Annotated in this window: 18 protein-coding genes; 14 read left to right on the plus strand and 4 right to left on the minus strand. The window is 35.4% G+C overall.

The window, feature by feature from the left end; all coding sequences use genetic code 11:
• Nucleotides 1-61 precede the first annotated feature (61 nt).
• The 3 genes from MJQ71_RS15155 to MJQ71_RS15165 are packed head-to-tail and all read left to right on the plus strand — an operon-like array spanning nt 62 to nt 4,597.
• Nucleotides 62-2,413 carry a TonB-dependent receptor gene (locus MJQ71_RS15155; RefSeq protein WP_238807474.1) on the plus strand — a complete coding sequence of 784 codons (2,352 nt, stop codon included), beginning with the start codon at nt 62-64 and terminating at the stop codon, nt 2,411-2,413.
• Nucleotides 2,414-2,417: 4 nt separating this feature from the next.
• Nucleotides 2,418-3,464 carry a DUF4249 domain-containing protein gene (locus MJQ71_RS15160; protein WP_238807475.1) on the plus strand — a complete coding sequence of 349 codons (1,047 nt, stop codon included), beginning with the start codon at nt 2,418-2,420 and terminating at the stop codon, nt 3,462-3,464.
• A gap of 8 nt (nt 3,465-3,472) precedes the next feature.
• A complete protein-coding gene (locus MJQ71_RS15165; RefSeq protein ID WP_238807476.1) occupies nt 3,473-4,597 on the plus strand; it encodes a Kelch repeat-containing protein in 1,125 nt (374 codons plus the stop codon).
• A gap of 82 nt (nt 4,598-4,679) precedes the next feature.
• On the opposite strand, the gene MJQ71_RS15170 is transcribed toward MJQ71_RS15165, so the two are convergent.
• Nucleotides 4,680-6,479, minus strand: a complete 1,800-nt coding sequence (locus MJQ71_RS15170) for an acyl-CoA dehydrogenase FadE (RefSeq protein WP_238807477.1) — start codon at nt 6,477-6,479, stop codon at nt 4,680-4,682.
• A gap of 241 nt (nt 6,480-6,720) precedes the next feature.
• Here MJQ71_RS15170 and MJQ71_RS15175 point away from each other — a divergent pair, with 241 nt between their 5' ends.
• Both MJQ71_RS15175 and MJQ71_RS15180 read left to right on the plus strand, forming a co-directional pair.
• Nucleotides 6,721-8,553, plus strand: a complete 1,833-nt coding sequence (locus tag MJQ71_RS15175) for an alpha-2-macroglobulin family protein (protein WP_238807478.1) — start codon at nt 6,721-6,723, stop codon at nt 8,551-8,553.
• Between the two features lie 72 nt (nt 8,554-8,625).
• Nucleotides 8,626-9,420 (plus strand): class I SAM-dependent methyltransferase, encoded by a 795-nt coding sequence (locus MJQ71_RS15180; RefSeq protein WP_238807479.1) that lies wholly within the window; start codon nt 8,626-8,628, stop codon nt 9,418-9,420.
• Nucleotides 9,421-9,465: 45 nt separating this feature from the next.
• Here MJQ71_RS15180 and MJQ71_RS15185 read toward each other — a convergent pair whose 3' ends face one another.
• From MJQ71_RS15185 to MJQ71_RS15195, 3 genes are all read right to left on the minus strand, one after another.
• Nucleotides 9,466-10,590, minus strand: a complete 1,125-nt coding sequence (locus MJQ71_RS15185; protein WP_238807480.1) for an aspartate aminotransferase family protein — start codon at nt 10,588-10,590, stop codon at nt 9,466-9,468.
• Between the two features lie 33 nt (nt 10,591-10,623).
• Nucleotides 10,624-11,856, minus strand: a complete 1,233-nt coding sequence (locus MJQ71_RS15190; RefSeq protein ID WP_238807481.1) for a TlpA family protein disulfide reductase — start codon at nt 11,854-11,856, stop codon at nt 10,624-10,626.
• A gap of 109 nt (nt 11,857-11,965) precedes the next feature.
• Nucleotides 11,966-12,736 (minus strand): SDR family NAD(P)-dependent oxidoreductase, encoded by a 771-nt coding sequence (locus MJQ71_RS15195; protein ID WP_238807482.1) that lies wholly within the window; start codon nt 12,734-12,736, stop codon nt 11,966-11,968.
• A 225-nt stretch (nt 12,737-12,961) separates the two neighbouring features.
• Between MJQ71_RS15195 and MJQ71_RS15200 the strand changes: the two genes are divergently transcribed.
• From MJQ71_RS15200 to MJQ71_RS15240, 9 genes are all read left to right on the plus strand, one after another.
• The gene (locus MJQ71_RS15200) at nt 12,962-14,623 is read left to right on the plus strand and encodes a UxaA family hydrolase (protein WP_238807483.1); all 1,662 of its coding nucleotides are present in this window, start codon (nt 12,962-12,964) and stop codon (nt 14,621-14,623) included.
• A 166-nt stretch (nt 14,624-14,789) separates the two neighbouring features.
• Nucleotides 14,790-16,184 (plus strand): MBL fold metallo-hydrolase, encoded by a 1,395-nt coding sequence (locus MJQ71_RS15205; protein ID WP_238807484.1) that lies wholly within the window; start codon nt 14,790-14,792, stop codon nt 16,182-16,184.
• 121 nt (nt 16,185-16,305) lie between these two features.
• Nucleotides 16,306-17,190, plus strand: a complete 885-nt coding sequence (locus MJQ71_RS15210; RefSeq protein WP_238807485.1) for an NAD kinase — start codon at nt 16,306-16,308, stop codon at nt 17,188-17,190.
• Between the two features lie 52 nt (nt 17,191-17,242).
• Complete coding sequence (locus MJQ71_RS15215) at nt 17,243-18,298, plus strand: hypothetical protein (protein WP_238807486.1); 1,056 nt, start codon at nt 17,243-17,245, stop codon at nt 18,296-18,298.
• 59 nt (nt 18,299-18,357) lie between these two features.
• Nucleotides 18,358-19,143 (plus strand): type IX secretion system protein PorG, encoded by a 786-nt coding sequence (gene porG / locus MJQ71_RS15220; protein WP_238807487.1) that lies wholly within the window; start codon nt 18,358-18,360, stop codon nt 19,141-19,143.
• A gap of 196 nt (nt 19,144-19,339) precedes the next feature.
• A complete protein-coding gene (gene uppS, locus MJQ71_RS15225; RefSeq protein WP_238807488.1) occupies nt 19,340-20,077 on the plus strand; it encodes an undecaprenyl pyrophosphate synthase in 738 nt (245 codons plus the stop codon).
• A 165-nt stretch (nt 20,078-20,242) separates the two neighbouring features.
• The gene (bamA, locus tag MJQ71_RS15230; RefSeq protein WP_238807489.1) at nt 20,243-22,846 is read left to right on the plus strand and encodes an outer membrane protein assembly factor BamA; all 2,604 of its coding nucleotides are present in this window, start codon (nt 20,243-20,245) and stop codon (nt 22,844-22,846) included.
• A gap of 177 nt (nt 22,847-23,023) precedes the next feature.
• The gene (locus tag MJQ71_RS15235) at nt 23,024-23,581 is read left to right on the plus strand and encodes an OmpH/Skp family outer membrane protein (protein ID WP_238807490.1); all 558 of its coding nucleotides are present in this window, start codon (nt 23,024-23,026) and stop codon (nt 23,579-23,581) included.
• Between the two features lie 8 nt (nt 23,582-23,589).
• Entirely contained in the window at nt 23,590-24,162 is a 573-nt protein-coding gene (locus MJQ71_RS15240) for an OmpH/Skp family outer membrane protein (RefSeq protein WP_238807491.1), read from the plus strand.
• The last annotated feature ends 262 nt before the right edge of the window (nt 24,163-24,424 follow it).

Here is a 24,424-nt window from a genome sequence, read left to right on the forward strand (position 1 = left end):
TTTTAGAAAATAATGTGTATTTTTGATATTATACTTTAACCAATAAATTCAGGCAACCGATATGAGAACTACGCTACTTAGTTTTCTTTTTCTTTGTTTTTCATTGAGCCTTGTTGCCCAAACAAAGTTTTTTCTCTCAGGTACAGTTACGGATAATATTTCGGGGCAAGGATTGCCACAAGCAAGTGTTTTTTTTTCGGGTTTATCGGGGGGAATACTTACGGATAGTTTGGGCAAGTTTAGTGTTCGCCTTCCTGCTCGTGGATATACAATTACTGTTCGTTCACTTGGTTATCGTCCCGAATCTTTTACCATAAACCTTAATCAAAATATATCTAAAATAATTCCGCTTTCTACTCGTGTGGGCGAATTAGAAGAGGTGGAAATAAAAACCACCAAAGAAGACCGAAATATTAAAGAAACTCAAATGGGTGTTGTAAAACTTGAAATGAAAAATCTCAAGAAAATCCCTGTTGTTTTTGGTGAAACAGACATCATAAAGGCATTGACTTTACAGCCTGGTATTACGACAGTAGGAGAGGGGGCGGGCGGATTTAATGTTCGTGGTGGGCGAGTTGACCAAAATTTAGTTTTACTCGATGGAATGCCTATTTATAATACATCTCATCTTTTGGGGTTTTTGAGTAGTGTGAATGCGGACGCTTTATCGAACGTTTCATTATATAAAGCAGGAATTCCAGCTCAATACGGAGGCCGTTTATCTTCTTTGCTTGAAATGAATACCAAAAGCGGTAATAATGAAAAGATTAAAGGCTCAGTTGGCGTTGGTCTGATTACAACAAAAGCTGTATTTGAGGGGCCAATTTTGAAAAATAAATTAACCTTTATGCTCGCAGGACGAATTGCCTATCCCAATTTTATGATAAAGCAATTTCCTGCCCCTTCCGATAAAAGCAAAGCTTTCTTTTATGATTTTAACGGCAAACTTCAGTATAAAATTAATGCAAAAAATGTGCTGACACTCAATACTTATGGAAGTTTTGATAATTTTAAATTTGCCGATGATACACTTTATTTTGCCAAAACACAAACCCTAAGTTTGCAATATAGCAGTAATGTGAGCAAGTCAGTTTCACTAAATATACAAGGTATTTATTGTAATTATAAATTCGGAACACAAGGTTTTCAGCAAGATTATGAATTTACGTTAAGTTCAAAAATTCAACACAACGAATTGCGAGCATTTGCTCTTTTTACGCCAAACGAAAAAGTTAAGGCTGAAATTGGAGCGAATGTCATAGACTATGCAATTAATCAAGGCGATTTACAACCTGATTTGGAGAAGTCAAATATCATTTCGATAAAACTTCCAAGAGAATTTGCTCGTGAAACATCACCGTATTTAAGTTTTGATTGGACGATTAATCCAAAATTGAGCTTGCAAGCAGGTGTTCGTTATTCATCTTTTCAGAATTTAGGTCCAAAATTGGTCTTTAATTATGTTGAAGGACAATCACGAACCAATCAGACAATTCAAGACAGTATTTTATTTGCCAAAAGCAAACCAATTCAGCAATACAGCGGTATAGAACCAAGACTTTCTTTTAGGGTTGCTTTGTCAAAAACGACTGCTATTAAAGTGAACTTTAATCGAATGCGGCAATATGTTCATTTGATTTCAAATACTACTGCTATTTCTCCTGTCGATTTTTGGAAAGTTTCTGACACGTACATTCCGCCACAAATTGCTGACCAATTGGCATTGGGTATTTTCAAAAACTTTAAAGATAATACATACGAAACGTCGATAGAGACGTATTATAAAAATATTCAGAATTTAGTAGAATATAAAAATGGAGCTAGATTATTTTTCAATCCAAACCTCGAAACCGAGCTTTTGGCTGCTAAAGGTAAGGCTTATGGGGTAGAGGTTAGTGTTCAAAAAAACAAAGGAAACTTGAAAGGCTCATTTGCGTATGCTTATTCAAGAACGCTAGCTAAAGTAGATTCAGATTTTCCAACCGAACAAATTAATCGAGGCCAATGGTTTCCGTCAACCTTTGACAAGCCGCATAATTTATCGATTTCGATTCAACAATTTTTAGGAAATGGTTGGACGTTTTCATCCAATTTTGTTTATGCCTCTGGTCGCCCCGCAACCTATCCAGACCGAACCTATCGACTTTTAGGAAAAACCGTAATTGATTATTCATCACGAAATCTTGATAGAATTCCTGCTTATCATCGCTTAGATGTGGCCTTAATAAAAGACAGTCGAAAAACATCTGACCAAAAACGATACAAGACATATTCACTGTCATTTTATAATCTGTATGGTCAGCGAAACCCGTATTCGGTTTATTTTGCTCGATTCAATAACTCAATTAGAGCGTATCGTTTGTCGGTTTTTGGAAATATTATTCCAGCAATATCAGTCACATACAACTTCTGAAACTATGAAAAAGAACATAATATTATTGTTTTTGGCTGTTATGATGCAATTATCGTGCATTGAAGAATTGGAATTGCCATATCGAAACGAAGAGCCAATTTTGGTTGTTGATGGTGAAGTAACCAATGAAGCTCCGCCATATAATCTGCGGTTAAGCTATTCAGGAAAGTTTGTTTCGGGTAGCATTATTACATCAAATTTGGCTGTGAATGGTGCGAGAGTAATATTATCGGACGAGAAGGGAAACTCGGTACGATTCAAACAAAATATTTACGAACCAGCACTTTATCAAACAGACGCAAAATTTAGGTGCGAAATTGGTCGAACGTATGCGTTGCGAATAGAAATGCCCGATGGAAAAGTCTATATTACTAAGCCTCAGTTAATGAAAGACGTTTCACCAATAACGAATATTTATGCCAATAAAATCAAGAACTTTATTCGATTTTATATTGATACAAAAGACCCAGCCAATTCGGTTGATTATTACCGTTGGAAAAGCTATTCGATAAGTTTGAAATCAACAATTGGACCGTCAAACTCAAATGAGAGTGGAAATGCCAACGGCACATGTAGTACGTCTTGTTGGGCATATAATCGAGAAGATGCTGCTAATATTTTTTCAGATAGATATATCAATGGAAATGAAATAAAAAAACGCTTGGTGCTTTTTTCACCCATTGAAGAAACCGCTCCACTTTCTCGACATTATGCCGAAGTAAAGCAGATGTCTATTTCACAAGAAGCGTATCTTTTTTGGCAACAATATGAAGAGCAAAAAACACGTACAGGAAGTATTTTTGACCCGTTGCCAGCTACGATTATTGGAAATATAGTAAATGAAAAAAATGATAAAGATTTTGCTTTAGGTTTTTTTGGTGTTTCGGGCGTGACTACCAAAAGATTAATGGTTGAACCCGCCAATCTAAGTTTTTCAACCGAAGAAAGCATAAATCTTCGTCCACCAGTTGTAGTAACAACACGCCTTTCTGGAAATTGCGAAACCACTTATCCTTCTTATGGCTGTACTCCACCCGTAGAATGGAAATAATATTTTTTATGAAAAAGACCGCCACAAAATTACTCGTCAGTAGTTTGATAATTTTAATTTTCGCGTGTAAAAAGAATGAGCTTCCAATAGTTGATAAAACACCAGCTCAGGAAATACCTCCAACGTACACGCCAGATTCGCCTATGTGGAAAAAACTAGCGTCTCCAATTAATTTTGAATATTCAAATGGGCTTCTTAGGACACAATCCGAAAACCTTTATACTTGCGTCATGGCAAGACCAGATACATTAAACGACCACTTGAAAGTAGATAATTTCAGTCATATTGACATAATGGGAAATATTGATGCCAACACAATTATTGCAGGTTCGTATATTCCTGAAAATAATTATTGGACTTTACAAAAAAGTGAAGGGAAACCTCGTTATTCACCCATTTTGATTGGCCCCTTAGCTGTTTTTAACCGTGTAGATGTGCTTTATTTCTCTTTATTTGGTGGTGGATATTCTATTGATGAAAGTTATCCAACAGGTATTGAGTTTTTTAAAGACCGTTGGTTAAGATCGGATTTTAACCAAAGTGGCGAAATCGTACCAAATACGCTGCTGACAAGTTTTATGGCCAACAATGGAGGGTATTTTATTGAAAATAATGAAAAAAAACAGCTTTGGTACATAAGCAAGATTCAAGTTTATGAAAAAAAGAAACCATTTTCAGGCGATTTTTTTGATAAATTTGTAATGTCATCTGCCAAAATTAAGCATAAAGATTATGGTTTTATGATTGCTGAAAGTCAAGATGAAAAAATTAGAACCAAAGATTTTTATCAATATGACACAGATTTAGATATTTGGACAAAAAAAGCAGATTTCCCAGGAGAAGACCGTTACGAAGGAACGATGTTTGGCGTAGATGATAAAATCTATTATGGCCTTGGACAAAGTAAAACCGAAGCAAAAGGATTTAGAGATATTTGGCAGTACGACCCTCAAACAAACCAATGGCGTAATTTTGCAACTTATCCAGGAAGTGGAAATATCAAGGTTGCCACCGCCATGGTCTCAGGTAAAGTATATATTGGATTTGGTTATTATATTGGTTCAACGGCTATCAAAACTGAAAAGTATATTGGCGTATCTGATTTTTGGCAATTTGTACCAAGTTTAAAATAAAAACCGCCTCTCAAAATAGAAAGACGGTTTATTGGTTTTTAATTGTTGATTCTAAGCCATTTTAAAAAATATACCCTATTCTTTAAAAAATGTATTTGTTTTCCGCAATCATGGCGTCGGCTACACGACGACGAGCATTTTTGAGGTTCATTGGTTCAATCTTCGTGAACCTTTTCAAGCCCATGAGCATCACTCTTAGCTCATCACCTTCGGCAAAAGAGGTAATCGCTTCACGTCCTGCGTTATTAACTTTAGTTACAGCTTCGTTCAAATAAATTAATGCCATATCTTTTTGCAATTCACAAGCCGCCTCTCCTTTGATACCGATTAATTTTTCTACCCTTAATAATGCTGATTCGGCTACATAAATTTCGATAGCCATATCTGCAACATTCATCAAAATTTCTTGTTCACTCGAAAGCGACATCATGAATTTCTGAACAGCCGCTCCAGAAACCATCAATGCAGCTTTTTTCAAGTTTTTCAATACTTTTTTCTCTGCCGCAAAAATTGTTTCATCATCAGAAGCTCCAAAATCAGGAATCGACATGATTTCTTTGGCAACCGCCATTGCTGGACCCATTAAATCAATTTCACCTTTCATGGCACGTTTCAAAAGCATATCAACAATCAACATACGGTTGATTTCGTTTGTGCCTTCAAAAATACGATTGATACGAGCATCACGGTACGAACGCTCCATTGGAGCATCGGCCGAATAACCCATTCCGCCATAAACTTGTAAACTTTCGTCAACTACATAGTCAAGAACTTCCGAGCTATGTACCTTCATAATTGCACATTCGATAGAAAACTGCTCCAAAGCTTTCAATTTTGCTTCGGCATCATTTAATCCTTGTGCTTTTAAATCTTCAATGGCATCATCAATATTTTGTCCTGCACGGTAATTAGCTGTTTCAGAAGCAAAAATACGTGTTGCCATTTCTGCCAATTTATATTTTATTGCTCCAAAAGTAGCAATCGAAACCCCAAATTGTTTGCGTTCGTTGGCGTAATTAATAGCATAATTCAATGAACCTTTCGAGCCACCAACTACGGCAATACCTAATTTGATACGACCAATATTTAGAATATTTACGGCAATTTTAAACCCATTTCCACGGGTTGAAAGCATATTTTCAACAGGAACGTGACAATCATTAAAGAAAACTTGACGAGTATCTGAGCCTTTGATACCAAGTTTATGCTCAGGTTCGTTCATCGTAATTCCACCAAACGATTTTTCTACAATAAATGCAGTAAGGCTTTTGTCATCATCAATTTTTGCGAAAACAATATATAGTTCCGCAAAGCCACCGTTGGTAATCCACATTTTTTGGCCATTAATGATATAGTGTTTGCCATCTCCCGAAAGAACAGCTTTCGATTTGCCCGAATTAGCATCTGAACCCGAATCTGGTTCTGTCAAACAGTAAGCGGCTTTCCACTCACCAGAAGCCAAAAGTGGTAAATATTTTGCTTTTTGCTCTTCGTTTCCATAATAAACAATCGGCAAAGTTCCGATACCTGTATGAGCCGATTGAGCCACCGAAAACGAGTGACCAGTTCCGAGAGCCTCAGCAACCAACATCGAAGTATTAAAATTCATACCAAAACCGCCATACTCTTCAGGAACCGCCACGCCCAAAAGTCCTAATTCACCTGCTTTTGTCATCAATGTTGACATTAATTCTGGAGATTTGGCTGAATCGATTTCGTTGAGGCGTGGATGAACTTCTGTTTTCAAGAAATCACGACACGTTTCGGCAATCATTTGTTGTTCTTCCGTAAATTCTTCAGGAATGAAAATTTGGTGAGCTTCTACGTCTTTTATCAAAAATTCGCCACCTTTTATCGATGCTTTGTTTTCGGTTGCTGTCATGGTATTTATAGTTGAATATTGCCTGTGAAATTATTATGCGTGCATACTGTTACAAAGATAAATGTTTTTAAAATTATTATGCAAGCATACTAATAAAAATATTTTTTGTTTCATCAAACAAGACTGTTTAACTGTGATTTTGAGAGAATTACTCAAATAATTTTTTTGTAATACAACTATTCAGTTAGTTGTTGCATTGTCTCAATAAAACCACAACATTAACCACCTAAATAACAACCATATGAAACTTTATATAATTTTATTGCTGTCTGTTTTAACTTCGAATTCCCTTGCACAAACGCCACATTTTCTTGAAAAAGTAGTTGAAAATCCAAGAGAAATAGTTTGTGCTTCGGGAATTAAAGATTATTATTTAGCGGGCGAAAAACTTAGCTTGATGGCGATTGTCAAAGAATCGGATACTCAAAAAGAAACAGAATTAAGTATTCCTTTATATGTTGACTTCATTGATTTAGCTAATGGTAAGTTAATAAAACACTATATTTTGAAAATGGAGAATGGAAAAGTTTCTCTTTCTGTTTCACTACCATCAGAGTTAGTAACGGGTAATTATCAAATAAGGGCTTATACTAATTGGATGAGAAATTTTTCAGAAAATGGTTTTTTTACACAAAACTTCACAGTTTTCTCTCAAAATTTTAAAGAAGAAATGTCTAAAGTCAATAAACAAACAGACATTGATACTTTACTGATTCATGTGGAAGGAGGTCAATTGGTTAATGGATTAAAGTCTAAAATTGTGATTGAAACCAAAGATAATTTTGGTTTAAAAATAAGTGTTCCATTTCTGCTGATAAACAACAAAAAAGACACTTTGGTAAACACACAAACAGACACATTGGGTCTTGCAGTTTTTGATTTAGTACCTAAATTGGATGAAAAGTATCAAGTTATTGTAAAAAACAAGATATTTTATCTGCCAAAAACAAAAACAGAAGGTTCTGTATTGATGGTAGATAATTTGAGTAATAAAGAAAAAATACGCGTTTTCATACAAAACAATAATGCTAAAACGGATTCGATTGGTTTGGTTTTAATGCATAATGGTGAGCTAATTTATTGGAAATATTATCAGAATAATAAACCATCGTTGCTAATCAACATTCCTAAAAATGATTTAAAAGGAATCATTCAATGTTTTTTAATCGATAAGAATAGCACCGAATTAGCTGAACGTTCCGTTGAAATACCCGCAAGTGATTCCCTTGTTGATATTTTAACGAACGATATTATTTTATTGACAAAACAACCTTCCCATTCATTATTCTTTATCAAATCACTTCCGTTTACTATTGAAAAGGGTCTTTCTATTTCTGGAAGAGTAAGTCGATTGAATGGTAAGGAACAAAAAAAAGAAATGCAACTCTCAATGGTTTTGACCGCAACAAAAGATGATACTACAACACAAAAGACAACTCCATTCTTTATTACCAGCAAGGATAAGTTTATTTTTGAAAATCTTGATTTTTATGGTAAAAAACGAGTAACATTTGTAGCACCGAATAATACCATAACCATGGATACCGCATTATCTGTTCCGTCAATTAATCGACAAAAAGTGCCTATTAATTGGAAGCTGGTTGATAATTCTTATGAATTGACCGAATTAGAAAAGAAAAAAAACACTTTGACTTTAGAGAAAATCAGGAAAGAGCGAGAAAATATAATGCTCGAAGAAATAGTTGTAAAAGCTAAGAAACTAGACCCAAATGCAATAAATGGGATATCGCCTAGCATAGTTATTGAAGAAAAAAAGATTGTAAATAAACCTTCAATGTCAAGCATTTTAGAGATGTTAATGAGAGGGCGTGGTATTAGGTTTGCAAACCTTCGTGTATTTATTGATTCTCAAATGTTATTAAAAGAAGATATGGCGAATATTGATTTTGATATTAGTCCATCATCTGTTGAAAAAATTATGATTTTTGAAAATATAGTGCCTCCTACCTATGGCAATGTTGACTGTGCTATTGTAATTGTCATGCGTAGAGGTTTTAATTTTAATGCTAAACCCAATGAATCTTTTATTGTGAATGGGTATTACAAAGAGTAGATTCTACTTTTTTGGTATTAAAATAATATAAAACTTTGTGTTCTATTTTGAATAATCATTCGTTTAAAAAAAATGAGACAAACCTTCCAAGCACGAGCAGAAATGCCGCAAGGAGCTAATAAAGTCCTTGACCGTAGAAATATTGAAAATTCTTATTCGAGTCTGCTTGGGCTACTCACGAGTGAACTGTCGGTGTTGGATGTGGGTTGTGGCTCGGGAGCGATTACCGCCGATATTGCTCAAAGAGTAAACGGAAAGGTTGTGGGTATTGATTTTAGCCAACATTTAATCGAAATGGCTCAAAAAAACTATGGGCATATTCCAAACCTGAGTTTTGAAGTAGCTAATATCAATGATTATGTTTCGGACGAATCTTTTGATTTGGTGATTGCTGCCCGAACGTTACAATGGGTCAATAATCCTGTGGAAGTTGTGGCCAAAATGGTCAGTTTGTTGAAAACAGGTGGAAAAGTTTCTATTAATGACTATAATCACACAAAAATTGAATGGTCGCCTGCTCCGCCAAAATCAATGTTAGATTTTTATGACGCATTTTTGCGTTGGCGGCATGACGCAGGCTTTGATAATCAGATTGCAGATAATTTGTCAAGTATTTATAAAAGTTTAAGTTTGTCTGATATTAATATCATAAAACAACATGAAACGTGCTTGCGTGGTGAAGAAGGTTTTGAGGCTGCCATCAGAATTTGGCATATTGTAGCCGAAACACGTGGAAAACAAGTTGTTCAAGATGGATATTGTTCGGAAGAATTACGCAAACAAGCAATGGCTGATTATGACACTTGGATAATAACCGATGCTCAACAAATGACACTTTATTTGTTAGCGGTTGAAGGGACTGTTTAAAGAAAAGCTCCCGAAGGTTTTATAGCATTCGGGAGCTTTTTGTATTTATTGAGCTAGAACTTTCTTCAAAGCATCTAAGAAAATATCCGCTTCTTTGATTGTCATAGCGAGGCTTGGTAAAAGTCGCATGGTGTGTGTGCCAGCCACACCCGTAAATATTTTGTGTTCAAAAAGCATGGCATTTCTAATTGGCCCAACGGGCTTTTCAAACTCGATGCCAATCATTAAACCTTGCCCACGTAATTCTTTTATTCCTGCTAGTCCTTTAAGGTTTTCAAAGAAATAATCACCAATATTTGCAGCATTTTGAATTAATTTTTCTTTCTTAATAATATCCAAAACGGCATTAGCGGCAGTACAGGCTAAGTGGTTTCCACCGAAAGTTGTACCAAGCATTCCGTGTTTTGCTTCAAACTTTGGAGCAATCAAAACACCACCGATTGGGAAACCATTTCCCATACCTTTAGCAGTTGTAATAATATCTGGTTTTACGCCACTGTGTTGAAATGAGAAAAATTTACCCGAACGACCATAACCACATTGTACGCTATCGTGAATAAAAATCGCTCCAGTTTTATCGCAAGCTTTGCGAATTGCCCGCATAAATTCGTCGGTTGCTACATTTATTCCACCAACACCTTGAATTCCTTCAACAATGACCGCACAAGTTTCGTTGTCAACCGCTTTTTTTACAGCTTCAACATCATTGAAAGGCAAAATCTGCACATGGTCAGCAAAATTGATAGGAGCTTTAATCGAAGGATTATCGGTTACGGCAACTGCTGCTGAAGTTCGTCCATGAAATCCTTTTGAGAAAGCAATAATTTTTTTTCTACCATTATAAAAAGACGCCAATTTTAGAGCATTTTCGTTGGCTTCTGCTCCCGAATTTACCAAAAACAAAAAGTAATCTTTTAAACCCGAAAGTTTTCCCAATTTATCAGCTAATTCATCTTGCGAAGGAATTTTGACCGAATTTGAGTAAAACCCAATATTTTTAAGCTGTTGAGTCAATTTTCGTACATAATAAGGGTGTGTATGCCCAATCGAAATGACGGCGTGTCCACCGTAAAGGTCAAGATACTGTTGGCCATTCTTATCCCAAAGATAAGAACCCTGAGCCTTCACGGGCTCTATGTCATAAAGAGGATATACGTTAAAAAGAGTCATTTTTATATGTTTTGCTTTGGTTTTGTTATATGCTTATTTTATTTCTCCTGCCAATTTATTGATACTTGCTTCGATAGAAACAATCAACTTTTTTAGGTTTTGGTCAGAAGCTTTTGCTTTGGCCGACGAGATATTGGTTTTTGCGATAGCAATTTCCTTTTTTGCATTGGTCAAATCTCCAGCTTTTTTATACAATCGAGCTGATTCGTAGTTTAGATTTGCTATGTCATACTCAGTTCGTAATTGAGGTCGGGCTTTTGTAAGCCATTGACGAACGTTATTAGCATATTTTCCATCAGGGAAATTTGTGTTATAAAAAGTTACGTAATAAACCAATAATTGTGGCTGCGTTTGCTCATTTATGAGGTTTTGTAAAAAAGCAAATGCTCGGTCTTGACCTTGTTCACGAAGCAAAGCTGGGCATTCGATTTGCCAAGTTGCTCCAGTTGTATATTGAGCAGCACCAACAACTCCCATATAATTTTTGAGTTTATTTACTTTCGCCAAAGAGTATTTAGAAGCTTTTGGACTGTAAATTGCCATTTGAACGAGCATTCCGAGAGAGTTCATTTCATTGCCAGCGTGTCCTTCCTCAGCTTCATAGTTTTTTGCCGTTGCCACATTATTTAACCAATGCTCTGCAAAACCATTATCTAAATCCATGATACATTTTTTGGTGATGAACCAACTTAATTTATCATTCATTTGTTTTTTTGGATAAATGGCATACAAATCGTTCGCCACTTGGATATTTCGAGTAGTATCTTGTGTAATTCGCAGCAAATATGCAAGTCCAGATAAAATACTGATTTCTCTATTTCCTGCTTGATATTTTTTCCAGGAAGCACCCGTTTGTACGTCTGGATTCATGGCATCTTTTCCATGTTGAACCAAATCTTTTGCTGTATTTACGGGGTCTGTATGGTGTAAAATATTTTGGTTTTTATCAAAAAATATGAAAAGAGGAAAACCAGGTAAGTATATCTTTTTCTTTGTCAAGAATGCAACCTGTTTGGCATCGCTCAAATTTAACTTATAGTTAATGAATGTCTGATTATAATATTTCCCAACTTCTGCTTTTTTGAGCGTAGGCTCTAAAGCCATACAAATTGGGCAGTTTGGATGGTAACATTCCACAAAAACAGGTTTTCCTGTGGCTTTTGCTTTCTGAAATGCCCCTTCAATGGTTGGTTCAAAAATGATTCCTTGTGAAAAAACTATGTTTGTAATAAGAAGAAAGGTGCTAAGCAAAAATGTTTTTTTCATGTTTTTTTGATGTTTTGAACAACAAATTAGCCAATTTTTGATGAAATTATTTGATAACTTATCATTCTTTAACAAGTTATTAACAGTGATTCTTTGGGTTGAAAAGAAATCAATTATTTAATTTTACAAAACCGCCATCAATTAAGTAATCACAACCCGTTATAAAACCAGCTGCGTCGGAGCAAAGATAAACCGCCAAAGCACCAATTTCTTCAGGTTTTGCCATTCGTCCAATCGGTTGGGTTTTCGAGAGTTTATCAAACATTTCTTTTTCTTTTCCAGGATAAGTTTTCTTCAAAAAACCATCAACGAAAGGCGTATGTACACGAGCTGGCGAAATGCTATTACAACGGATATTGTGTTTCAGATAATCTTTGGCAACTTGTAAAGTCATGGTATAAACAGCTCCTTTCGACATGGAATAAGCAAATCTATCAGGAATTCCGACTGTTGCCGCAATCGATGCTACATTCAAAATAACGCCACCCTTATCTTTGAGGTAAGGAATAACTGCCTGCAAGCAATTGTATGTTCCTTTTACGTTGACATTGAAAACTCGCTCGAAATCTTCTTCAATTGTTGTTTCTACCGTTCCAACGTGTGCAATGCCTGCATTATTGACTAAGATGTCAATCGTGTTTTCTTTAGCAATTTTATCAACCATTCTTTTTACATCTTTTTGTTTCGACACATCAACTTGATGAAAATACGCTTCTCCACCATTGGCATTGATAAGGTCGGTTTCTCGCTCGGCGAGGTCAACATTCATTTCAAATATATGAACGATTGCACCCTGTTGAGCAAAAAGACGAGAAATGGCAAGACCAATACCACTTGCTCCACCTGTCACGATGGCTACTTTATTGTCAAGACGAAACATTTTAGACGAAGGTTAAATAGTTTGATATAATTTATTTGATGGATAGCTATTTTTTATAAACTGCTTTTTGTGAAAAATAACTTAATTCTAATATTTTTTTGATATTTGGGTCAAAAATGCCCATTTTTCAGTTCAAAATTACTTGTCAAATCTGGAACAAAAAATAAATTGCAGTTACATTTGCTAAAATAATTATTCAACCTATAATATTTCGGAGTACAACCTATGAACAATGTTCTGAAACTACATAAAAACGATAATGTAATTGTTGCTCTACAAAATCTAAAAGCTGGCGAAATAGTAACATACGAAGGCGAAAGTTACGAAATACAACATAACCTCGAAGCCAAGCATAAATTTGTTACCGAAGATTTAGCCATCGGCGACCACGTAACAATGTATGGTGTTTTGGTTGGAAAAGCAACGCAAGCTATAAAACGAGGAGCTCAAATTACAACGTTTAATCTCAAGCATGAATCTGACCCATATTCGGTTGAAAAGCGTCAGCCAGCTCCAGTATGGAATCCGTTAGACGTTACTTCTTGGAAAGAAAAAACTTTCAATGGTTATCACCGAAATGATGGCAGCGTTGGTATTCGTAATTATTGGTTGGTCGTTCCTTTGGTTTTTTGCGAAAACCGAAACATAATGGTAATGAAAGATGCCTTTGAACGAGAATTAGGCTACGCACAACCCGAAATCTACCGAAATCAGGTAAGAGATTTACTGACAGCATATCAATCTGGAAATCTAGCAGAAATTGAAAAAGTGCAATTGGCTGAACAAGAAAATGAGACAATAAAAAATTCGCCGAACCATATTTTTGCAAATGTTGATGGAATCAAGTTTTTGACACATGAAACAGGTTGTGGAGGAACCAATCGTGATACTGATGCCTTGTGCGATTTATTTGCAGGAATGATTGTCAATCCGAATGTAGCAGGAGTAACGGTTTTAAGTTTAGGCTGTCAAAAATCACAAATTGATTATTTAAAGAAAGAAATACTAAGACGTAACCCAAAATTTGACCGTCCAATTCTGTACTTTGACCAACAAACGTATGGCACAGAAAATGCTATGATGTCAGACGCCATTCGTGAGACATTTAAAGGTATTATCGGAATAAATAAAGAAACACGTAAACCAGCTCCTCTGAGTAAATTGAACATCGGGTTGAAATGCGGAGGCTCAGACGGTTTTTCTGGAATTTCGGCAAACCCTGCCATTGGACATTTATCAGATATTATGGTAAGTTTAGGGGGAACAACGCTTCTTGCCGAATTTCCAGAGCTTTGTGGTGTTGAACAAGAGCTAATTAACCGTTGTGTTGATGAAGCGAAAGCCCAAAAATTTGCTCATTTAATGAAAGAGTATTCTGACCAAGCGGCCGCTGTTGGTGCAACCTTTGATATGAATCCATCAGTTGGAAACATAAAAGATGGTTTAATAACTGATGCAATAAAGTCGGCAGGAGCAGCCAAAAAAGGCGGAAATGCTCCAGTTTCAGATGTACTCAATTATACCGAGCAGCCAACACAAGCAGGTTTGAATTTACTTTGCACACCAGGAAACGATGTTTTAGCAACAACAGGAATGGCGGCTTCGGGTGCAACAATTATTTTATTTACAACAGGGCTTGGTACGCCAACGGGAAATCCGATTACGCCAACTGTTAAGATTTCGACTAATAATCGTTTGGCTGAAAAAATGTCAGATATTATTGATTTTAGCTCAGGCAAAATTATTACTGGCGAAGAAACAATTGAACAAAATGGCGAATCGCTCCTAAATTGGCTGATTGGACTCGCCAATGGCGATTATTTAACCAAAGCCGAAACACTCGGACAAGATGATTTTATTCCTTGGAAAAGAGGTGTAAATTTATAGCCAGACTTAGATTTATTTTTTTCAATAAGAATGAAAATTGTTTTAGTAGCAATGCCTAAAAAGGAAAAAGAGAGAATCAATCTCAGTAATTTCATAAATCTTTTTAATCGTGCTATATTTTTCACTTATTTGCAAAAAATAAAACACCTTATTAAAAGGTTTACGTATGAAAATTCAATTTTACGGAGCAGCTCAACGTGTTACAGGAAGTAAACATCTAGTTACGACCAATAAAGGAACAAATATATTATTGGATTGTGGCCTTTTTCAAGGAATCGGCACGACCGAATTAAATCTACATTTTGGGTTTGACCCTAAAGATGTAGATTTTCTTATTTTAAGTCATGCCCATATTGACCATACAGGCTTAGTGCCAAGGCTAGTAAGAAAAGGATTTAACGGAACAATCTATGCCACGCCCGCAACCAAAGATTTGTGTGAAATAATGCTCCTTGATTCGGCACATATTCAAGAAAAAGACCTCGAACGAATCAATAAAAGACGAATTGGGAGAGATGAAGAGCCTTATGAAGTACTTTATGACGAAAAAGATGTTGAAACTGCACTCAAACTCTTTAAAACAATAGATTACGAAACCCCATTTGTGATAGAAGAAGGGGTTATTGCAAATTTTTTTGATGCAGGTCATCTATTGGGAAGTGCAGGAATTTATCTGACTTTTGAAGAAGAGTACAAAACCAAAACATTGTTTTTTACAGGTGATATTGGCCGACCTGACGATAAAATCTTGAGAAGTCCTATGCCTTTTCCACAAGCCGATTATATTATTTGTGAATCTACTTATGGTAATCGATTACACGAGCCAGAAGTTGATATGAAAAAACACTTGTTACGAATTGTTTATCAAACTTGCATCGAAAAGAAAGGAAAATTACTCATTCCTGCGTTTGCCGTTGATAGAACGCAAGAACTAATTTATGCCCTTGACCAACTTGCTCACGAAGGACTTCTGCCCAAAATACCAGTCTATGTTGATAGCCCATTGTCAGTCAAAGCCACTATGGTGATGAAAGATAATGAAGAATGTTTTAATCCTGAAATTTTGGCTTATATCAAACACGATGGAGATGCATTTGCTTTTGAAAACCTACATTATATAAGCGATGTGATGGAATCAAAAGCTCTGAACGATAGCCGAGAAGCGTGTATTATTATTTCTTCTTCGGGCATGGCGGAAGCTGGGCGAATAAAACATCATATCAAAAATAATGTAGAAAAACCATCAACTACAATTTTATTAGTTGGTTATTGCTCTCCTGGAAGCTTGGGAGCTGTTTTAAAAACGCATCCAAAAGAAATAAGGGTTTTTGGTGAAACCTTTAAGGTAAGAGCTGACATCGAAATTATGGATTCGTTCTCAGCCCATGCTGATTATAAAGAAATGATAAAACACTTATCTTGTCAGGATGCGACAAAAGTTAAAAAATTATTTTTAGTTCATGGCGAAATAGACAACCAATTAGTATTCAAAAACCGTCTTAATAATGTTGGTTTCCACGAAATCTACATTCCAACACAAGGAGAAAGCTTTGATTTATAACATACTAAAAAATATTTTATATAGTTTTTGAGGCAATCCTTCGTAATTTTGCACTAAATCCATTTGTAGAAAGTGTTTTGTTTTTCAGAAAAACGCTTTCATTCATTCAGAATTATTTCCAATGAAAATAGCCATTCACGGTCGAAAATTTAGTGTTGAATCGGTTCCGTATATTCAGCAAGTTTTTGATGAATTGAAACAACATAAAATAGAAGTTCAATTATCCGACCCATTCAAACGCATCCTTCTCCAATCTGGCATTCGTCTTGAAAGCAAAGCTGTTTATGTGACTCCTAATGAAATTTTTGATGCGGACTTTGCTTTTAGCCTAGGAGGCGATGGAACATTTCTCGAAACCCTCGCTCATGTGGGTAAGCGGGAGATTCCAATTTTAGGTTTTAATTTTGGTCGATTAGGTTTTCTAGCAGCCGTTTCTCCTGAAAAAATAGAAAGAACAATTTATCAATTAGTCAACGGATATTTCAGCGTTGATGAGCGAACAATGATTTCTGCAAACTCAGAAACTGAATTGTTTGAAGAAGGCACGAATTTTGCTCTTAATGAAATAGCTATTTCAAAAACAGATACGTCTTCCATGATTGTAGTTCATGCTTACATCAACGGAGAATTTTTGAACACTTACTGGGCAGATGGTTTGATGGTAGCAACTGCAACAGGGTCAACAGGATATTCCTTAAGTTGTGGAGGGCCATTAGTAATGCCACATTCAGCTAATTTTATTATAACGCCGATTTGTCCACATAATCTATTTGTGCGACCAATGATTGTATCAGACGATAGCGTTATTTCGTTCAAAGTTGAAAGTCGAAGCAATAATTTCTTAGTATCAATGGATTCAAGAGCAAAAATTATTGGTGCAGAAGAAGAAGCGACAATTACTGTAAAGAAAGAGGACTTTAAGGCAAAAATGGTTAGAATGGAAGGCGATGACTTCTTGAGTACTCTGCGAGGAAAACTAAAGTGGGGCATTGATGCCAGAAATTAACAATAAAAGTTTTTATTATTACGTTAAATAATTTGACAAACCTGCTAATTGTATGAAATTGTTAAAAATCAAGAAAACAACATATAGCTTATTAATCTGCTTTTCAGCGATGCTTTTAGCAACGCAAGAAAACTTTGCCCAATCAGGTATTTTTAGTAAAAAAAATAAACTCAATCAATATTCTTCGGTTGGATTTGGTGGCGGAAGTTCGCACTACTTTGGAGATTTATCACCGTACAGATTTTTTTATTACGGACTCATTACTAATGTAAGATGGAATGGTACTGTCAATTATACTAGACAGTTGTCTCCACAATTGGCTGCTCGTGTTGCATTTTCTTATACCCGAATCGCTGGTGATGATTATACTTATTCGCAACGAAATCTAACGAAATTTTATCAACCATTTCTAAGAAACCTTCATTTTAGAAATGATATAAAAGAGTTTACACTAACAGGCTTGTTTAATCTCTTACCACAATATAGTAAAGGACCACAGGGCAGAAGCCGATTGATGCCTTATAGTTTTATTGGCTTTGGATTTTATGCCCATAATCCGCAAGCACGAGACGTTGCAACGATTAATGCGGCTACAAATCAAGTTTTACTTGGCGGTTGGACAAACTTAAAAGATAAGCAAACGTCAGGTCAAGGAGTTGACCCTACTGCCCCGAAAGCATATTCGCTTATACAACCAGTTTTTCCTTTAGGCTTAGGGCTTAAAATAAAAATAAACGAAAAATTTGATTTAGGACTCGAAGGAGGTTTGCGAATAACACCGTTTGACTATTTAGATGATGTTGGCAAAAGCAATTATCCTGACCCCGCAGCATTAGCCATTGTATCGCCTTTAGGAGCAATATTCGCAAATCGAGCGGGTGAAGATATTGCTGCAAGTACGGGAGCAAGTAGAATTGCAGATTTTGCAAATATTGCTACAAATATTTTAGGTCTTGCAACTCCAGGAACACCAAGCTCAAATGGAACTACTGTTTTTGGTTATCCAAATAGTGCAAGAGGTACACAGCGTTGGGATTCATATTTTACAACACAACTTACATTAAGTTATATCATTAGTAGCCAAGTTAAATGTCCGCCTATTAAATAACACTACACAATATTTGATTTTAAGTGGTCCGCGAAAGCGGTGTAAAAACTAACTCCTTAATGATTCTTTTTAAATTGGTAGTACGAAAAACTTTCGGATTGTTATCTCTAGTTTTATTACAATTAAGTGTTTTCGCTCAAAAATGGGAAGTCGGTGTGGGTGCAGGTGTATGCCAGTACAAAGGAGACGTTATGCCCAAATTTAAGCCACTGGTTGTTCGTCCAGGTGGAAACGGTTTCGTGAGAATGAATTTTAGTCGAGCGGTTTCATTTAAAGCACAAGCAATGTATGGTGGCGTTGTAGGAAAAGATACTTACATGAAACTTGACCCATTTCATCAATCAAGAGAATATAGTTTTAATGCAACATTGATAGAGGGAAGTGGGCAAGTAGAATATAACTTTTTAAACTTCCGAACAAACGCCTCAAGAATTGTAAATAATTGGACACCTTATGTTTTTGGCGGTTATGGGGCAACTTTGATTGAATCAAAGGCGAAAATCAAAACAGATATAAACCCATCCGTTTTTACCCCATTCAACTCTAATAAAACTGAGCAAGCAATGCTTTTAGGAATTGGTTTTAAAAAACAATGGAAAGGCCAATGGAACTGGGGCGTAGAGTTTGGAGCAAGACACACAACCACAGACTTTTTGGATAACATTGGTTATTCTGGTGGAAACCTTCAAATACAAGTTCCTCCAGGAATTGACCCTAGTAATCCTAAATTCCAATATTTGTTAAAGTATCAAGTTCCTGGAACAAAAGTGAAGGATATGTATTATTATACTAATTTTTCAATAAGTTATCTGTTCTATAAAGTATATTGCCCTAGTCCAAGATAGTTATTATTCTCCCCAAATAGTTTTTTCCCCAATAAAACTATATCCTACGTAGTTTTTTCTGTGAGAAAAGTAAGAAAAAAGCGACAAATCATCAAAAACTTATCAATCACAGTTCTTTTTTTCTACCTTTGCAATCCTTTTTGCATTATTAGTCAAATAGAATCTTGATAATTCATTACTGTTAATTGATTTACCTGTGAAAGAAAACATTGATTTGGGCAATTTACCTGCTCATATAGCCGTTATAATGGATGGCAACGGTCGTTGGGCAAAGCAACAGGGTGCGATGCGAATCTTTGGGCATCATCATGGTGTAAAATCGGTTCGAGATACCGTTGAAGGGTGTGTGGAACTGGGTGTAAAATATCTTACTTTATACACATTTTCGACCGAAAACTGGAGTCGTCCAAAATTAGAAGTGGATGGTATCATGCAATTGTTAGTTAAAACAATTGGAGAAGAAATACCAGATTTACATAAAAATAATGTTCGTCTAAAAACAATTGGAGAGTTAGATTCCCTTCCTAAATCAGCTCGCAAAAAACTACTTGATTCGATTGAATTAACAAAAAATAATACAGGACTAACACTAATTTTAGCGTTAAGTTATAGTGGGAAATGGGAAATCGTACAAGCCACCAAAAAAATTGCCGAAAAAATAAAGACAGGAGAGTTGGAGGTTGAAGAAATTTCAGAAAAAGTCTTTTCTCAATTTTTAGCTACCGAAGATGCTCCCGATGTTGATTTAATGATTCGTACTGGTGGCGACCACCGCATAAGTAATTATTTGCTTTGGCAGTTGGCTTATGCTGAGTTATATTTCATGGATGATTTATTTTGGCCAGAATTTCGTAAACAGCACTTGTTTGATGCCATTCTATCTTATCAACAACGTGAAAGACGTTTCGGAAAAACAAGTGAGCAGATTAAGTAAAGTTCGGCCAAGAGCAAATAAATTATCGAAAACAGTTTACTAGATAAACAGAGCTAATAGTACAACAAAGTTAGCATACAAGCCTAAAAATAAGTATTACAAACGTTATCGTTTGAGTAGATAAAAGCGAATCATTCCTAAAATTGATTATTTGATAATAATATTATGCGTATCCAAAAGTTACTTTCTTTTATCATTTTTTTGTTTATTTCATCAAATCTTTTTGCTCAATTTCCACTTGGAGTAGGACGAAAATTTGACCAAACCAAAGAGACCATTGTAAGCTACGAGCGTCCGAAAGAATATATTATTTCAAAGATTACTGTTAGTGGAGTAAAATTTCTTGACCCCAATACATTAGTTTCCGTTTCTGGACTAAATGTAAATGACAAAATAAGTATTCCAGGAGAACGGATAAGCACCGCAATTCGTCGATTGATGGAACAGGGAATTATCGAAGATGTTGCAATTAATATCACGAAAATCGAAGTTGATAAAGTAGAATTGGATATTCATCTTAGGGAACGCCCTCGTTTAAATAAATTTGTATTCAAAGGGCTGCGTAAAGGAGAAATTGATGCCGTTAGCGAAAAAGTAAAAGCCAATAAAGGAAAGGTAATCACAGACGCTTTAATCAAAAATATTCAACTTACGATTAAGAGAATCTACGTTGAGAAAGGATTCTTAAATACAACGGTTCAAATAAAGCAAATTTCGGACACAATTCGTGCTAATAATGCTGCATTAATAGTAAATGTAGATAAAAAGAGCAAAGTTAAAATTGATGATATTCAGTTAGTAGGTGTAAATGAACTTCCAGATTGGAAGGTTTTATCGAAACTCAAAAGCACAAAGATTAAAGCCCCTCTTCGTATTTTTACCCCATCAAAATATATTCCGAAAAAATTTGAAGAAGATAAGCAAAAAGTTGTTGAGTATTATAATAAACAAGGTTATCGTGATGCTCAAGTAACTTCCGATTCGGCAATTTCTACCACTGGAGACAATATCAGGATTGTATTAAATATTAATGAAGGAACTCGTTTCTACTATCGTAATATTACATGGACAGGAAACTACTTGCGTAAAACGAAAGATTTAGAAACAATTTTGGCAATCAAGAAAGGAGATATTTATAATCCAGAAGAGCTTAACAAAAAAATTAATGGTATTCCACAAGGAGATGTGAGTTCGGCTTATATGGATGACGGTTATCTGTTTTTTAGCTGTGACCCAGTTGAAGTTGCAGTTGATGGAGATTCGATAGATATTGAGATGCGTATTAGAGAAGGAAAGCAAGCAACAATCAATCGAATTATTTTGAATGGAAACACAAAGACCAGCGACCACGTTGTAATGCGTGAGCTTTTAACCAGACCAGGCCAAAAGTTTAGTAAAACTGACCTTATTGAAACGCAACAAACATTGTCAAGATTAGGCTATTTTGACCCACAAAAAATAGAACCCAAACCAATCCCACAAGCAGATGGAACGGTTGATATTGAATATAACGTAGAAGAAAAACCAAGTGACAATATCGAACTTTCTGGTGGTTGGGGTGGTTTGCAAGGTTTTGTTGGAACATTTGGCGTTGTTTTTAATAATTTTTCAGCAAAAAATATTTCTAATCTTAAAAAATGGAAACCACTTCCAGCTGGCGATGGGCAACGTTTAGCTTTGAGATTACAAGCAAGTGGTCGATTCTATCAAACATATTCGCTTTCATTTACAGAACCTTGGTTGGGTGGACGTAAACCAAACTCTTTTGCTGTTAGCATTTTTCATACATCGTCAGATAACAGAGGTTACCAAAGAGCGTTAGAAAAACAATATGGTGCTGCTTATGCTTCAATTTATGGTGGTGGAGGTGGAATTTATTCGGGATATTTTAAAAATACAGGAGGTTCAATTACTTACGGAAAAAGGTTGAACTGGCCAGACCGTAACTTTAGTTTCAACGCATCGTTGTCATATCAAAGATATAATGTGGACAATAGTTATTTTATTCCTGGTTTTCAGAAAGGGGTAGCTAATGATTTATCAATGGCATTTGTTGTATCAAGATATAGCTTAGATAATCCACAGTTTACTCGTTCGGGGTCTCAGTTTACATTAAATGCCACATTTAATCCACCGTATTCACTACTTAGAAGCTCACCTGTAACAGACAAATTCAAATGGGTCGAAGGTCATAAATGGATGTTTGATGGAGATTGGTACGCACCCGTAGTTGGAAAATTAATTTTCCATGCTAAGGCAAATATGGGTTTTTTGGGTAAATACAGCAAAAGCTCAGACTTTAGTCCATTCGGTAGATTTATTTTAGGTGGAGCTGGAATGGGTCTCCAAAACTCTATGAATGTAGGTGCCGATTTGATTGGTTTAAGAGGATATGATGAAGGAATTGTACACGAGTTATCGCTGGAGGAGTCAGAAAAACTTAGAACGAGTGATGGGAGTGTAACTTTAAGCCGTATGGGAGGAATTATTTATAGTAAATATGCAGCCGAATTGAGATACCCAGTTTCTCTTAACCCACAAGCAACAATTTTCGTTTTAGGATTTGCAGAAGCAGGAAATAGCTGGGGAAGCTACAAAGACTTCAATCCTTTCAAACTTCGCCGTACAGCTGGTGTTGGGGCAAGAATTTTCATGCCTGCATTTGGTATGATTGGACTTGACTTGGGCAAAGGGTTTGACCCAATTCCAGGATTATCGAATCGCGGTTTGAAAACATTTACATTTAGTATTGGGCAGCAAATTCGATAAGTAAACAAAGTTTTCTTATCATTGATTATAAATCCGAATTGTTAAGTACATGTTAATGGTATAATAAAAAGTTACCAATTATACGTTAGTAAGGTCAGAGCAAAAAAATAAAGGATGCCTCAACTAGCCATTAAATAAAAAACATTCAATAATTCACGCATTGAAAAATATTTTTGGATGAAAAAGACAATATTTTTACTATTTTTGGCACTCGTTTCGATACAAAGCTTTGCTCAAAAGTTTGGTTACATTGATTCGGAGTTCATTACAAGCAAAATGCCCGAATATAAAAAAGCCCAAGAGGATATGGAAAAGTATTCTGAAAAATGGGTTTTGGACATTCAAAGTAAATATACAGAATTAGAAAAAATGCGTCAGCAATTTCAACAAGAAGAAATTTTGCTAACAGCTGACATGAAGCGTGACCGCCAAAAAAATATTGACGATAAAGAGTCCGAAATAAAAGAACTAAATAATAAAGTTTTTGGCATGAACGGCTTATTATTCTTGAAAAAGAAAGAGTTGATGAAGGCAATATTAGACGACATCTACAAAGCGTGTGAAAAAGTTGCTCGACAAAAACAATTAATGTTTATATTTGATAAAGCATCAGATTTAAGCATGATTTACACAGACCCAAGGCACGATTACACAGATTATGTAATGGAAGCTCTAGGAATCTCGTTGAAGGAAGATAAAAACCAAAATAACCAAGTAACCAAACCAAAAAAATAGTAACAAAAATGAAGACAAAATTTTTCGCCACGTTTATCACGGCTTTGATGTTTGTTGGTATTGCTAATGTAAATGCCCAAACTACAAAAATTGGCTACACTAATGTTGATTATATTCTTAACAACATACCTGATGCAAAAGATATTGAAAACAAATTAAAAACTGAAAAAGCTCAATATGACAAGCTTTTGCAAGATAAAATTGCAGCATTTCAAGCAAAATACGAAGACTATCAAAAAAATGGTGCAACAATGTCGGCTGTAATTAAAGCTGACCGTGAAAAAGAATTGCAAAGCGGACAAACAGCAATTCAAGAATTCCAACAAAGTTCGGAAACAGCTTTGCAACAAAAACAACAACAATTGTTGGCACCAGTTTTAGAAAAAATTGATAAAACAGTGAAAGATGTAGCTAAAGAAAATGGTTATACTTATGTTTTCAATACTGATGCTGGCCCAGGCACAACACCAATTTTGTTAGTTGCTCCAGATGCAGATAATATTTCTGACTTAGTTTTCAAAAAATTAGGTGTAACACCACCAGCACAAGCAGCAGCACAAGCTCCAGCTCCTAAAAAATAAAATTTTAGGAATAGTTATAAAAAAAACCGCAAGGAATAAATACCCTTGCGGTTTTTGTCGTCTAATTTACTTTTATAATTCATCGTTATTTATTGTGAATAAAGGTTATTTTTGTAAAGAAATTGCTTAAAAATTTAATATATAACAAAAGAACAATTGCTTTTCAAAAGGTAGCATTGTGAAATTTTTTTTTATTTTTCGAGTTTTTTTATGATAATTGCGTATAATTTGCCAAATGTTCCTAGAAAAAAAACAATAATTC

It is taken from the genome of Emticicia aquatica (assembly GCF_923079645.1).
Lineage (GTDB): Bacteria > Bacteroidota > Bacteroidia > Cytophagales > Spirosomataceae > Emticicia > Emticicia aquatica.